Origin of the sequence: Streptomyces chryseus (assembly GCF_014650755.1) — a bacterium.
GTDB classification, from domain to species: domain Bacteria; phylum Actinomycetota; class Actinomycetes; order Streptomycetales; family Streptomycetaceae; genus Streptomyces; species Streptomyces chryseus.
The window spans coordinates 42,047-55,198 of sequence record NZ_BMVO01000013.1; the positions used below are offsets into that span (position 1 = coordinate 42,047).

Sequence of the window (13,152 nt, forward strand, 5' to 3'; positions counted from 1 at the left end):
CGTCCTGTTCCCGCACCAGGAGATCGCACACCTTGTCCGAGCAGCGCGTTCACGCCGAATCCGACCCCGGCCGAGGCGGCCTCGATCTGCGTGCCGACTGCGCGAACTGCTTCGCACTGTGTTGTGTCGCACTCGCCTTCACGGCCTCCGCCGACTTCGCGGTCGACAAGGACGCCGGGAGGCCCTGCCGCAACCTGCTCCCGGACTTCCGCTGCGGTGTCCACGAGCGCCTGCGGCCCGTGGGCTACCAGGGCTGCACCGTGTACGACTGCTTCGGCGCGGGGCAGCGGATCTCCCAGGTCACCTATGCCGGCCAGGACTGGCGCAGCGCCCCGCAGACAGCGCGGCAGATGTTCGCGCTGCTTCCCGTCGTGCGGCAGCTCCACGAGCTGCTCTGGTACCTCACCGAGGCGCTGGCGCTGGAGCCGGCCCGCTCGCTCCACGCCGACCTGCGCGGGGCGCTGACCAGGATCGAGCGCCTCTCGCAGGGCAGCCCCGACGAGATCCTCGCCCTCGACGTGGCGGCGCACCGCCAGGAGGTCAACGTGCTCCTGCTGCGTACGAGCGAACTCGTGCGCGCCGGTGCCACGGGCGCGGCCGGCGGGACCGCCGGCCGGGGCGCGCGGGCCGCGAAGGGCCGCGGCGGCAGCAAGGGCGGGGCGAAGAAGAACCGCAGGGGCGCCGACCTCATCGGCGCGAACCTCAAGGGCGCCGACCTGCACGGCGCCGACCTGCGAGGGGCGTACCTGATCGGCGCCGACCTGCGGGGCGCCGACCTGAGGGTGGCCGACCTGATCGGCGCGGACCTCCGCGACGCCGACCTCTCGGGCGCCGACCTCACGGGCAGCTTCTTCCTCACGCAGGCCCAGCTCAACGCGGCGAAGGGCGACGCCGGCACCGGGCTCCCGCCCGCGCTGACCCGCCCTTCGCACTGGTGAGGCGCGCGGATCAGCCCGCCGACTCGCCCGCGTGGGGGCTGAGCGTGTCCGTACCGACCAGGATGAACAGCAGGATGCCGAGCAGGACGCGGTAGATCACGAACGGCATGAAGCTCTTGGTCGTGATGAACTTCATGAACCACGCGATCACGGCGTATCCGACCACGAAGGCGATGATCGTCGCGAAGATCGTCGGGCCCCACGACACATGACCGCCCTCGCTCGCGTCCTTGAGCTCGAAGGCCCCGGACGCCAGCACGGCGGGGATGGCGAGCAGGAACGAGTAGCGGGCCGCCGCCTCGCGGGTGTAGCCCATCAGCAGGCCGCCGCTGATCGTCGCGCCGGAGCGGGAAACGCCGGGGATCAGGGCCATGGCCTGACAGATGCCGAAGATCAGGCCGTCCTTCACGCCCAGTTCCCTGAGCGTCTTGCGCTCCCGGATCGCGCGGTGCTTGCCGCCGACCTCGTCGCGCGCGGCGAGGCGGTCGGCGATGCCGAGGACGATGCCCATGACGATCAGGGTGGTGGCGATCAGCCGCAGGTCGCGGAAAGGGCCCTCGATGTGGTCCTTGAGGGTGACGCCGAGCACGCCGATCGGGATGGAGCCCACGATGACGAGCCAGCCCATCTGGGCGTCGTGGTCGCCGCGCATCGACCGGTCGACGAGCGACCTGCACCACGCGGAGACGATCCGGGCGATGTCCTTGCGGAAGTAGATGAGGACGGCCGCCTCGGTGCCGATCTGGGTGATCGCGGTGAAGGCCGCGCCCGGGTCGTGCCAGCCGGCGAAGGCCGCTGTCAGACGCAGATGGGCGCTCGACGAGATCGGCAGAAACTCTGTGAGCCCCTGGACGAGTCCGAGGATGAATGATTCGAACCAACTCATGGGGCTAAGGCCGTCCCGATGTATTTGTGCAGCGGCGTGCAGCGTGCAGGTGCAGTCAAGGTCAGTTGGTGCGCAGCGTATCGCCCGAAGATGTCGGCGCTGCGGGAAGCCCCCGACTGCGCAACCGATCAGGCGGGAACGGGCCCCGCGGGCATCCGGCCGGGCGCGCGGACGCGCGGGGCGGGGGCGTCGGGTGCGACGCCCGCCGGCCTCTCGCGCGGCTCAGGCAGCGGGCCGTTCGCCGCGCAGGCGGTGGCGCCTGCGCCAGGCGACCACCGCGGCGGCGAGGCCCGACAGGGCGATGAAGCCCATCGCGATCAGGAACGCCGGCGAGGTGGGGGACGAGGCGCTGCTCCCCGCGATGACGTACGCCGCCGTGTTCGGGATCGAGCCGATCCCGGTGGCCAGGAGGAACGGCAGCCATCCCATGCGGGAGATCGCGGCGCAGTAGTTGGCGGCCGCGAAGGGCACCCCCGGGAACAGCCGGATCGCGAGCATCGTGCGAAACCCGTGCCGGCTCAGCTGGCCGTCCGCCGCGAGCAGCGCCCGCCCGCGCAGCAGCGGGCGCAGCGCGTCCTGCCCGAGGACGCGGCCGAGGCCGAAGGCGATCCCGGCGCCGACGACCGTTCCCGCGACGGCGGCGACGAGTCCCGCCTGCGAACCGAAGAGGGCACCCGCGGCCAGGTTGAGGATCGGGCGCGGTACGAACGCCGCGGTGCACAGCCCGTACGCGACGCCGAAGAGCACCACGGCCGCCGCACCGCTCAACTGCGGGGGCCAGCCCCCGCTCAGGAGCCGCTGCGGCTCGAAGGCCAGCACGGCCGTGACCGCGGCCGCGAGCATCAGCACGAGGAACGACAGCCGGGACCACGGGGAGAGCAGCGTTCTGGTACAGCGGACGGCGAACCCCACGGGCGGGGCGGCGGTGTCGAGCATCCGGGGAGACTAACCGACAAGCGCATGTGATCGCCGCAACGCGCGTCGCACGTGCCGGTCGCGCGGACGCGCCGTACGGCGGGGGCACGTCGCACCCGTCGCACCCGTCGCACGGATAATTCGTTCGACGCGCGGGCGGGCGTCGGCGAGGATCAACGCATGTTCACGCACGCCTTCCTCGCAGCACGGACCGCAGTCGCGGCCGCGCCGAAGGCTGCCATGTCCACCCTCGCCGCAGTCGCCGCAGCAGCGGCCGCAGGCACGGCGTCCGCCGCGGCCGTGCCTGCCGCAGCGCCCCTCGACGGCGCCCGAAGCTGACCCTTCCCGGATCGTCCGGCGGACCCCACAGGGGGAGGGTCGGCAAGGCCCAGGGGTCCCCTCCGCTTCGAACTTCCGAGGAAGATCACCATGCCCAAGACGGCATACGTGCGCACCAAGCCGCACCTCAACATCGGCACCATGGGCCACGTCGACCACGGCAAGACCACCCTGACCGCCGCCATCACCAAGGTCCTCAGCGAGCGCGGGACGGGCGCCTTCGTGCCGTTCGACCGCATCGACCGGGCCCCCGAGGAGGCGCAGCGCGGCATCACCATCAACATCGCGCACGTCGAGTACGAGACCAGCACCCGCCACTACGCGCACGTCGACATGCCCGGCCACGCCGACTACGTCAAGAACATGGTCACCGGAGCCGCGCAGGTCGACGGGGCGATCCTCGTCGTGTCCGCGCTCGACGGGATCATGCCGCAGACCGCCGAGCACGTCCTGCTCGCCCGCCAGGTCGGCGTCGACCACATCGTCGTCGCGCTCAACAAGGCGGACGCCGTCGACGACGGCGAGGACGCCGTGCTGACCGATCTGGTCGAGCTGGAGGTGCGCGACCTGCTGTCCGAGCACGGCTACGGCGGCGACTCGGTGCCCGTCGTACGGGTCTCGGGGCTCAGGGCGCTGGAGGGCGACCCGCGCTGGACGGCGGCCATCGAGGCGCTGCTGGACGCGGTGGACACGTACGTACCGATTCCGGAGCGCTACACGGACGCGCCGTTCCTCATGCCGGTGGAGAACGTCCTCACCATCACCGGGCGCGGCACGGTCGTCACCGGCGCCGTCGAGCGCGGCACGATCAGGGTCGGCGACCGGGTGGAGGTGCTGGGCGCGGACGGGGGTCCGCAGACCAGCACCGTCACCGGAGTGGAGACCTTCGGCAAGCCCATGGAGTCCGCCGAGGCGGGCGACAACGTCGCGCTGCTGCTGCGCGGCATGCCGCGCGACGCGGTGCGCCGGGGCCACGTGGTGGCGGCGCCGGACAGCGTGACGCCCACCCGGCGCTTCACCGCGCAGGTGTACGTGCTGTCGGCGCGGGAGGGCGGTCGTACGACGCCTGTCACGACGGGCTACCGGCCGCAGTTCTACATCCGGACGGCGGACGTCGTCGGGGACATCGACCTCGGGGAGACCGCTGTCGCCCGCCCCGGTGACACGCTCACGCTGACCGTCGAACTGGGCCGCGAGGTACCGCTGGAGCCGGGTCTCGGCTTCGCGATCCGTGAAGGCGGCCGCACGGTGGGCGCGGGCACGGTGACGTCCCTGCTGACCTGACGGATGCCGCCCCCGGCGACCGGGGGCGGCTTCTGCCCCCGGTCGCCCTAAGCCTCCGGCGTTCCCTGCCGCGCGCCGGCCCGGCGCCCACCCGTAACCGGGCGGCGGCGCGGCAGCGCACAATGGTGGCGTGGACGAGCCGATACCCGTGATCCGGGACGTGGACTGGGGCGTTGCCAAGCTGATGCCCGACGTGGACCGGCCGCGCGCCTGGCTGCTCACGGTCGACGGCGCGCCCCAGTCGTACGTCGACCTCGACGATCCCACCCACCTGGAGTTCGAGTACGCGCGCCGCCTCGCCCACGTCGTCGACTGCACGGCCGGCCCGGGCACCCCCCTCGACGTACTGCACCTCGGAGGCGGCGGCCTCTCCCTGCCGCGCTACACCGCCGCCACCCGGCCGGGTTCGCGCCAGGACGTGGTGGAGGCCGACCGGGGCCTGCTGGCGCTGGTCGCCGAACACCTGCCGCTGCCCGGCGACTGCGGCGTGCACGTGCACGGCGTCGACGCGCGCGCCTGGCTCGAAAGCGCCCCCGCCGCGTCCGCCGACGTACTCGTCGCCGACGTATTCGGCGGCTCCCGGGTGCCCGCGCATCTCACGTCCGTCGAGTACGCGCGCCTGGCCGGACGCGTCCTGCGCCCCGGCGGGATTTACGCCGCCAACCTCGCGGACGGCGCGCCGTTCGCCTTCCTGCGTTCCCAACTGGCCAATTTCGCGGCCGTCTTCGCGGAGGTCGCGCTGATCGCGGAACCGGGCGTCCTGCGCGGCCGCCGCTTCGGCAACGCGGTACTCGTCGCCTCGCACGCGCCGATCGACACGGCGGCCCTCGCCCGCAGGACCGCCGCCGACGTGTTCCCCGCGCGCGTGGAGAGCGGCCCTTCCCTGCGGCGCTTCACCGGTGAAGCGCGCACCGTGCGCGACGAGGACGCGGTGGAGTCACCCGAGCCGCCCGGGGGCGCCTTCCGCGTCGGTTGACACCGCCAGGGCCCCGTCCGTCTTCGCCACTTCGCGGGTACGGCGCGTCAGGTTCCGTACGTCGGGCACGAACAGCACCGCGGCCGTCACGAGAACCACCAGCGCCGCGCACCCCCACAACGCCTCGTGCCGCCCGACCAGGCTCTCGACGGGCCCCGCCACCGCCGTCGCCAGCGGCAGCATCGCGACCGAGCCGAACCAGTCGTACGCCGACACCCGGGAGAACTTCTCCTCCGGGATCTCCTGGTGGAGCGCCGTCATCCAGGAGACGCCGAACACCTCGATCGCGACGCCGCTGACGAACATCACCGCGGCGAGACCGGCCACCGGCAGCGGCACCGCGAGCGCCGCCGACGGCAGGGCGAGCGGGAAGACGCACAGCGTTCCGGCGAGCAGCAGCCGCCGGGGCCGCCACCGCATCATCACGAACGCGCCGACGACCGTGCCCGCGCCGAAGGCGGCCAGGGCGAGGCCCCAGGGCGCGGCGCCGCCCAGTTCGTCCTGGGCGACCAGCGGCCCGTACACCGCTTCGGCCGCTCCGACGACGGCGACGACCACCGAGAACTGGGCCACGATGCTCCACAGCCAGGGCCGTCCGACGACCTCCCGCCACCCCTCGCGCAGGTCGGCCAGCATCCCGCCGCCGGGCTGGCGCGGCCGGATGTGGCTCACGTCGAGGAACGCGCGCAGCGCGCCGGCGAACGCGAACGCGACCGCGTCGACGGCGAGGACCCAGCCGGGGCCGACCGCGGCGATCAGCGCGCCGCCGAGCGCGGCGCCGCCGATGGACGCGCCGTGCATGGCCATCCGGAAGAGGGCGAAGGCGCGGTTGGCCTGCTCGCCGCTGACGCTCGACAGGAGCATGCCCTCGGCCGCCGGGTTGAAGAACGCCTGACCCGCGCCGCACAGGCCGGTCAGGAGCATCATCTGCCACAGCTTGGGGTCGCCCGTCAGGACCAGGACGGCGAAGGCGCCCTGGGAGACGCAGTTGAGCGCGTTGGCGGCGACCATCACGTGGTGCCGGGGTATCCGGTCGGCCACCGCTCCGCCTATGAGGAGGAACAGGACGAGCGGCAGCGTACGGGCGGCGGCCACCATCCCCACGTCCCCGCCGTCGCCGCCCGACTGGAGCACGGCGAACGCCGACGCGATCAGCGCACCATGGGTGCCCAAGTTCGTCACGATCGCGGCGGCGGTCAGCAGTACGTAGTTGCGGCCGGCCCAGTCGGGGCGGCGGACTCGGCGGGGAACGGCGGCGGGAGATGTCACCCCGGGACTATCGCTGGCGTCGCCCGCCCTTGCCAAACCGGTCGGGCGGCGGACCGGCCATGATCAGCCGGCCAGCCGGACCGTGCCGAGGATCCGCTTGACGGTCGCCTCGGGGAGTTCGTCCTTGACGCCCTTCGAGGTGAACAGGCTCCAGACGGCGAAGTCACCGTTCGCGTTCTTGAAGGCGAAGGCGATCGACTTGCCGTCGGTGTCGCACTTGTCCTCCTTCTTGACGCCCGTGACGGTGGCGACGGAGACACTGCCCTTGAGTCCGGACGTCGCGGTGAAGGGCGCTGCCTCGGACACCTTGAAGGTGCCGGTCTCCTTCTGGTCGTACCCGCCGAAGACCCAGGCGGCGGCCACGTTCTCGGCCTCGGGGCCCGTCTTGCTCGCCCCGTTCGCACCGCGGGTTCCGGCCGCGCCGAGGATGCTGTTCTTGCCGCACCAGCCGCTCTTGAAGTAGGCGGGGCCCGACATGGAGATGAGGGGCTTGTCCTTGTCGTCCGTGAAGCTGATGCTCAGGCCGGGCGACTTCACCTCCCACTCCGGCGGTACGTCGAAGGCCGTGCCGTACTTCGGGTTGGTGACGACCTTCCAGCCGGGGATCGTCGGCTCGGCTCCGTCGACCGAGCCGCCACGCGGGTTCTCGGTGGGCGAGGCGGAAGCGGACGGCTCCTCGGGCGTGGGGGACGGCGGCGCCGAGGTCTCCTTGCCGGCGGCCCGGGTCGGGCCGCCCTCGTCGTCCTCGCCCAGGAGCACCACGCCGGTGACCACCGCCGCGGCGACGACCGCGACGGCGGCCACGACCGCGATGACGGTGGTCCGGTTCCCGTTCCCGCCGCCGCCCGGCGGCATCGCGGGCGGGTACTGCGGCGCGCCCGCATGCTGCTGGGGCTGCTGGAAGGGGTTGGGCTGCTGGTGACCGGGGTGCTGGCCGGCCTGCGGGTACCCCGGCTGCTGGTACGGCTGATGAGAGCCGGGCTGCTGGTACGGATTCTGGTTCGCGTCCTGCGGGTTCTGCTCGCCCCCGGGCGGCTGCTGTCCTGGCCACATGGCCCGTAACGATAGAGGTGTCCGGCCGCTGGGGGGACGTCCGCCCCCGGAGGGATGGCCAAGGCTGCCTACTCGTGGGTAACATCGCGCTTCATGAGCGCAGATCAGATGTCCGTCGGCGAGATGCTCGTCGCCACGGTTCCCATGGCCCGTACCCTCGACCTCGAGTTCCTGGAGACCACCCCCGAGCGTGCCGTGGTCCGCCTGCCGGACCAGGCCGCGTACCACAACCACGTGGGCGGCCCGCACGCCGGCGCCATGTTCACGCTCGCCGAGTCGGCGAGCGGCGCCATCGTCATCGCCGCCTTCGGCGACCAGCTCCAGCGCGCCGTGCCGCTCGCCGTGAAGGCCGAGATCGGCTACAAGAAGCTCGCCATGGGCGTGGTCACCGCGACCGCCACCCTGGGCCGCCCGGTGGCCGACGTCGTCGCGGAGCTCGATGCCGGACAGCGCCCCGAGTTCCCCGTCGAGATCTCCATCCAGCGCGAGGACGGCGCCGTGACGGGGGAGATGACCGTCGTCTGGACCCTGCGCCCCAACAGCTGATCCACTGCCCCGTGTGACGGGTGCGACCTCCCGGACGCCGTCACGGCGCGACGAGGTGCGGGTAGGCTGCCCGCCGTGTGCCACGGGGGCGCACGGCGGTCAGCCGCACCTTCTCGACGACAGGAACCGGCGTTGCACATCACGGAGTGGCTGGAGACCATCCCCGCGGTCAGCATTTACCTCCTGGTGGGGGTCGTCATCGGGCTGGAGAGCCTGGGCATTCCGCTGCCGGGGGAGATCGTTCTCGTCAGTTCGGCCCTGCTCGCCTCGCAGCACGGCGACATCGACCCGTACGTGCTCGGCGCCTGCGCCACGGCCGGCGCGATCATCGGCGACTCGATCGGCTACGCGATCGGGCGCAGGGGCGGCCGGCCGCTGCTGGCGAGACTGGGCCGCAAGTTCCCCAAGCACTTCAGCGAGTCCAACATCGCCATGGCGGAGCGCTCGTTCGAGAAGTGGGGCATGTGGGCGGTCTTCTTCGGCCGCTTCGTGGCGCTGCTGCGGATCTTCGCCGGACCGCTCGCGGGCGTTCTGCGCATGCCGTACTGGAAGTTCCTGATCGCCAACGTCTTCGGCGGCATCCTGTGGGCGGGCGGCACCACCGCCGTCATCTACTCGGTGGGCGTGGTCGCGGAGGCGTGGCTGAAGCGCTTCTCCTGGCTGGGCCTGGTGGTCGCGGTGCTCTTCGGCGTCACGTCGATGCTCGTACTCAAGAACCGCGCGAAGAAGGCCGCCGCCCAGGCCGAGGCGCGGGCCGAGGTGGCCGACGCCGAGGCCGCCGCACCCGAGAAGGTCGCGGCGGCCGCCGACTGACGGCCGCCCGCCGTCGCTAGTCGGCGTGCGCCTCGCGGTGGCCCTGCGCCAGCTCCAGGTACATCGCGGCGTTCAGCTTGATGCCCTCGCGCTCCTCGTCCGTCAGCTCCCGCTTCACCTTGGCGGGTACGCCGGCGACGAGCGAGCCCGGGGGCACCCGCATGCCCTGCGGAACGAGCGCCTGCGCGGCGATCAGCGAACCGGCTCCGATGTGCGCGCCGTTGAGCACCGTGGCGCCCATGCCGACCAGCACGTCGTCCTCGACCGTGCATCCGTGCAGTACGGCGTTGTGCCCGACCGAGACGCGGTCGCCGACCGTGACGGGGAAGCCCGGGTCGACGTGCACCGTGCAGTTGTCCTGGATGTTGCTGTCCGTGCCGAGGACGATCGGGCCGCAGTCGGCGCGCAGCACGGTGTGGTACCAGACGCTGGCGCCCGGGCCGAGGGTGACGTCCCCGATGACGACGGACGTGGGCGCGGCGAAGGCCGACGGGTCGACGCGCGGCTCCTTGCCGCCCACGCCGGTGATCAAAGCCTGCTCCGCCATCGCGTGCTCCTCGGTGCTTCGGTGCCTGTGTGCTGGTCGGTCGCGCCAGGGGGAACCGTAAGCGACGGCCCCGGCCCCCGCGATGCCGGGTGGGGCGAACATCACAGCAGGCGGCGACGGGCGGCCCGGGTCCGGCCGACTACCGTGAGCGGGTGCCGAAGAACAGAAACACGTTCTCATCGTTCTCCGCGGTGACCGCCTGGCGACGCCGCCTGGTGACCGGCGCCGTGCACGCGGGCTGGCGATGGGTCCAGCGGACCGGCGCGGTCAGCGCCGAGAATCCGGGACGGCTGCGGTTCGGTTCGATCGGTGCCGGAACCAAGCTCGCCTTCCCGCAGGGGACCGTGTTCGGCGAGGAGTGGATCCACCTGGGCGAGCACTGCATCATCGGCGAACAGGTCACGCTGACGGCCGGCATGATGCCCGGCCTCGACCTCGGCCCCGACCCGATCCTGCGGCTCGGCAACGGTGTGGTCCTCGGCCGGGGCAGCCACGTCATCGCCGACACGACCGTGACCGTCGCGGACGACTGCTACTTCGGCCCCTATGTGTACGTCACGTCCACCAACCACAGTTACGACGACCCGGACGTCCCCGTCGGCAAGCAGTGGCCCCGCACCGAACCGGTGGAGATAGGGCCCGGCTGCTGGATCGGCACGGGCGCGGTGATACTCCCGGGCGCCCGTCTCGGCCGTAACGTCGTCGTCGCCGCGGGCGCCGTCGTGCGGGGCGAGGTGCCCGACCACGCGGTGGTCGCCGGAGCGCCGGCCCGCGTCGTGCGCAGCTGGGACGCGGTGAAGGGCTGGCAGCCGCCGCTGCGGACGCCCGCGCCCGTACCGATCCCGGAGGGCGTCACCCCGGAGCAGCTGCTGGCGCTGGCCGAGCTGGAGGCGGAGACCGCCGAGTGAGCCGCCCGTACGCCCGCGGCGGCGAGCGGGAGCGTGGCTCGTCCCGGCCCCGCCCGCACAGCGAGACGGTCAACCCGTCCGCAGGTGAGGGCTGTTAGCGTCGCTCTCATGCGCGCACCCCTCGGAGACTTCGACGACGCCACCCCGGCCCCCGACTGCCTCGGCCTGCTGACCGCGCCGGTCGCGGACGCGGTGCGCGCCTGGAGCAACGACGTACCCGCCGACCAGATCCTCTACGTCGACACCGACCCGGAGATCGCCGACACGGCGGCCTTCGTCGAGCACTACGGCGCGGGTCTCCTCGACGCGTCGGCGAACTGCGTGGTCGTCGCGGGCAAGCGGGGCGGTGAGAGCACCCTGGCCGGCTGCCTGGTCCTCTCCCGTACGCGGGTCGACGTGAACGGCGCGGTCCGCAAGCAGCTCGGCGCGCGCAAGGCGTCGTTCGCCCCCATGGACACGGCCGTCGGCGAGACCGGCATGGAGTACGGGGGCATCACCCCGATCGGGCTGCCCGCCGGCTGGCCGCTGCTCGTGGACGCCGCCGTCACCGGCGTCCCGTGGGTGCTGGTCGGCAGCGGGCGCCGCAGGGGAAAGCTCATCGTGCCCGGCAAGGCTTTCGCGGGTCTGCCGGGCGCCGTCGTGATCGAGGGGCTCGGCGTCTGAGGTCCGCCGGGCGCGGCCTGGTCCGTCGGCCCTCCCGGGAGCGCGCGCGTCCTGCGCGCCCTGGGTCGCCCGTCAGCCCAGCCGGGGGATCTCGATCGCCGGGCAGCGGTCCATGACCATGTCCAGGCCCGCCGCACGGGTGCGGTCGTACGCCGCTTCGTCGATCACACCGAGCTGGAACCACACCGCCTTCGCGCCGACCGCCGCCGCCTCGTCCGCGACGCCACCCGCGAGGTCGCTGTTGACGAACACGTCCACGACGTCGACGGGGAACGGGATGTCGGCCAGTGAGGCGTACCCCTGCTCGCCGTGGACGACCTCCGCTTTCGGGTGCACCGGGACGACGCGCTTGCCGTAGCGCTGGAGCACCTCGGCGACGCCGTACGCCGCCCGCGTCCGGTTGGTGGACAGGCCCACCACCGCCCACGTGTCACCGGACTGGGTGAGGATCTTGCGGATCGTTGCCGGGTCGCCGTACACGCCCTGCCTCCAGGAGTCGAAAGGTCACTGCACGGGGCCAACAGGCGGTGCCGTGCGGACATTCCCCGACGACGCGCGAGCTGTTCATGGGCGCGTTGTTGTTCAACGTTGTACCGATGTGTATCGTCGCGACCTGTGACTTGAAGTTTCAAGTAACGTGATCCGTTCCCCCCACGGCAACAGGAGAGAGCCCCTCACATGACTCCCCCCACCAGCACCCTCGGCGTACCCGTCATCAGCGGCACCGCGGTCGGCCGCACCTCCTCGCTCCACGGCTACGACGCGGGCCTCCTCGTGCTCCGTATCGCCCTCGGCCTCACCATGGCCGCCCACGGCGCGCAGAAACTCTTCGGCTGGTTCGGCGGCGGCGGACTCGAAGGAACCGGGCAGTTCTTCACCGCGAGCGGCTACCCGGCCGGCGGGGCGATGGCCGTCGTGGCCGGTCTCACCGAGACCCTGGGCGGTCTCGGACTCGCTCTCGGACTGCTGACCCCGCTGGCCGGCGCGGCCGTCCTCGGCACCCTGGTCAACGTGCTCGCGGTGAAGTGGGGCGGCGGCTTCTTCGCCCCCGAGGGCGTGGAGTACGAGGTGCTTCTCACAGCGGCCGCGGCGGCGCTCACGCTGACCGGCCCCGGCCGGTACGCCGCCGACCGCTTCCTGCCCGGTCTGCGCACCCACCGTCTCGCGTACGGCGTCGCCGCCGTGGCCGTCGGCCTGGTCGTCGCGGCCGTGGTCCTGCTGCTCCGGAAGTAGCACCCCCGCGGCCTGCGCATAGGGTGGGCCGAATGCAGGAGCAGTACCGGACCGTCGCCCGCGCGGGCGTGCACGAAGCGGAGATCAGCAGATCCCGCTTCCTGTGCGCGCTCGCGCCCGCGGCGACCGAACGGGAGGCGCAGGACTTCGTCGCGCACGTCCGCAAGGAACACCCGACGGCGTCGCACCACTGCTTCGCGTACGTGATCGGCGCGGACGCCTCCGTGCAGAAGGCGAGCGACGACGGCGAGCCGGGCGGTACGGCGGGGGTCCCGATGCTCCAGATGCTGATGCGCCGCGAGGTCCGGTACACCGTCGCCGTCGTCACCCGCTACTACGGTGGCGTGAAGCTCGGCGCCGGCGGGCTGATCAGGGCGTACGGGGGAGTGGTGGGCGAAGCTCTGGACGCCGTCGGCACGATCACCCGGCAGCGTTTCCGGCTCGTCACCGTCACGGTCGACCACCAGCGCGCGGGAAAGCTGGAGAACGACCTGCGGGCGACCGGCCGGGCGGTGCGCGAGGTCCGGTACGCCGAGGCGGTCACGATCGAGGTCGGCCTGCCGGAGGCGGACGTCGAGCCCTTCCGCGCGTGGCTCGCCGACACCACCGCGGGCACGGCCGGCTTCGAAACCGGCGGAGAGGCGTACGGCGACGCCTGAGACGGCCGGGCAAAACCGAGGTCCGTGGCGGGCGGGGTGCCGGGCGGCGCTAACGTGGTCGAAGCGGTCAGTGAGGTCCGCGCCGGTCCGGCGCGGGCTCAGGGGGCGGAGGAAGTGAACATG

16 protein-coding genes are annotated in these 13,152 nt (G+C 72.6%); 10 read left to right on the forward strand and 6 right to left on the reverse strand.

The window, feature by feature from the left end; genetic code table 11:
* The first annotated feature begins 32 nt into the window (after positions 1-32).
* Complete coding sequence (locus IE185_RS20010; protein WP_138894490.1) at positions 33-938, forward strand: pentapeptide repeat-containing protein; 906 nt, start codon at positions 33-35, stop codon at positions 936-938.
* Between the two features lie 10 nt (positions 939-948).
* On the opposite strand, the gene IE185_RS20015 is transcribed toward IE185_RS20010, so the two are convergent.
* Positions 949-1,824, reverse strand: a complete 876-nt coding sequence (locus IE185_RS20015) for an undecaprenyl-diphosphate phosphatase (protein ID WP_138894489.1) — start codon at positions 1,822-1,824, stop codon at positions 949-951.
* A gap of 222 nt (positions 1,825-2,046) precedes the next feature.
* Positions 2,047-2,760: a TVP38/TMEM64 family protein gene (locus IE185_RS20020; protein WP_138894488.1), complete on the reverse strand. Its 714-nt coding sequence runs from the start codon at positions 2,758-2,760 to the stop codon at positions 2,047-2,049.
* A 159-nt stretch (positions 2,761-2,919) separates the two neighbouring features.
* Here IE185_RS20020 and IE185_RS20025 point away from each other — a divergent pair, with 159 nt between their 5' ends.
* From IE185_RS20025 to IE185_RS20035, 3 genes are all read left to right on the forward strand, one after another.
* Positions 2,920-3,078: a hypothetical protein gene (locus IE185_RS20025; RefSeq protein ID WP_170198269.1), complete on the forward strand. Its 159-nt coding sequence runs from the start codon at positions 2,920-2,922 to the stop codon at positions 3,076-3,078.
* A gap of 90 nt (positions 3,079-3,168) precedes the next feature.
* The gene (tuf, locus tag IE185_RS20030; RefSeq protein ID WP_138894487.1) at positions 3,169-4,362 is read left to right on the forward strand and encodes an elongation factor Tu; all 1,194 of its coding nucleotides are present in this window, start codon (positions 3,169-3,171) and stop codon (positions 4,360-4,362) included.
* A gap of 130 nt (positions 4,363-4,492) precedes the next feature.
* Positions 4,493-5,338, forward strand: coding sequence for a spermidine synthase (locus tag IE185_RS20035; protein WP_138894486.1), 846 nt, complete (start codon positions 4,493-4,495; stop codon positions 5,336-5,338).
* Here the strand turns inward: IE185_RS20035 and IE185_RS20040 are convergent.
* The gene (locus tag IE185_RS20040; RefSeq protein WP_138894485.1) at positions 5,300-6,607 is read right to left on the reverse strand and encodes an MFS transporter; all 1,308 of its coding nucleotides are present in this window, start codon (positions 6,605-6,607) and stop codon (positions 5,300-5,302) included. The two genes, IE185_RS20035 and IE185_RS20040, sit on opposite strands and share 39 nt — an antisense overlap.
* 63 nt (positions 6,608-6,670) lie before the next feature.
* The gene (locus IE185_RS20045) at positions 6,671-7,660 is read right to left on the reverse strand and encodes a DUF8017 domain-containing protein (RefSeq protein WP_138894484.1); all 990 of its coding nucleotides are present in this window, start codon (positions 7,658-7,660) and stop codon (positions 6,671-6,673) included.
* Between the two features lie 108 nt (positions 7,661-7,768).
* Between IE185_RS20045 and IE185_RS20050 the strand changes: the two genes are divergently transcribed.
* Together IE185_RS20050 and IE185_RS20055 are read left to right on the forward strand one after the other, a co-directional pair.
* Positions 7,769-8,206 carry a DUF4442 domain-containing protein gene (locus tag IE185_RS20050; RefSeq protein ID WP_138894491.1) on the forward strand — a complete coding sequence of 146 codons (438 nt, stop codon included), beginning with the start codon at positions 7,769-7,771 and terminating at the stop codon, positions 8,204-8,206.
* Positions 8,207-8,338: 132 nt separating this feature from the next.
* Entirely contained in the window at positions 8,339-9,019 is a 681-nt protein-coding gene (locus IE185_RS20055) for a DedA family protein (protein WP_138894483.1), read from the forward strand.
* A gap of 16 nt (positions 9,020-9,035) precedes the next feature.
* Here IE185_RS20055 and IE185_RS20060 read toward each other — a convergent pair whose 3' ends face one another.
* A complete protein-coding gene (locus IE185_RS20060) occupies positions 9,036-9,566 on the reverse strand; it encodes a gamma carbonic anhydrase family protein (protein ID WP_138894482.1) in 531 nt (176 codons plus the stop codon).
* Between the two features lie 152 nt (positions 9,567-9,718).
* On the opposite strand from IE185_RS20060, the gene IE185_RS20065 reads away from it, so the two are divergent.
* Positions 9,719-10,474 carry an acyltransferase gene (locus IE185_RS20065; protein WP_189715679.1) on the forward strand — a complete coding sequence of 252 codons (756 nt, stop codon included), beginning with the start codon at positions 9,719-9,721 and terminating at the stop codon, positions 10,472-10,474.
* A 108-nt stretch (positions 10,475-10,582) separates the two neighbouring features.
* Entirely contained in the window at positions 10,583-11,137 is a 555-nt protein-coding gene (locus IE185_RS20070; protein WP_138894480.1) for a YbaK/EbsC family protein, read from the forward strand.
* 72 nt (positions 11,138-11,209) lie between these two features.
* Here the strand turns inward: IE185_RS20070 and IE185_RS20075 are convergent, their stop codons facing one another.
* Positions 11,210-11,617 carry a CoA-binding protein gene (locus IE185_RS20075; RefSeq protein WP_138894479.1) on the reverse strand — a complete coding sequence of 136 codons (408 nt, stop codon included), beginning with the start codon at positions 11,615-11,617 and terminating at the stop codon, positions 11,210-11,212.
* A gap of 198 nt (positions 11,618-11,815) precedes the next feature.
* On the opposite strand from IE185_RS20075, the gene IE185_RS20080 reads away from it, so the two are divergent.
* On the forward strand, positions 11,816-12,370 hold the full coding sequence (locus IE185_RS20080; protein ID WP_138894478.1) for a DoxX family protein: 555 nt from the start codon (positions 11,816-11,818) through the stop codon (positions 12,368-12,370).
* A gap of 32 nt (positions 12,371-12,402) precedes the next feature.
* On the forward strand, positions 12,403-13,029 hold the full coding sequence (locus tag IE185_RS20085; protein WP_138894477.1) for a YigZ family protein: 627 nt from the start codon (positions 12,403-12,405) through the stop codon (positions 13,027-13,029).
* The last annotated feature ends 123 nt before the right edge of the window (positions 13,030-13,152 follow it).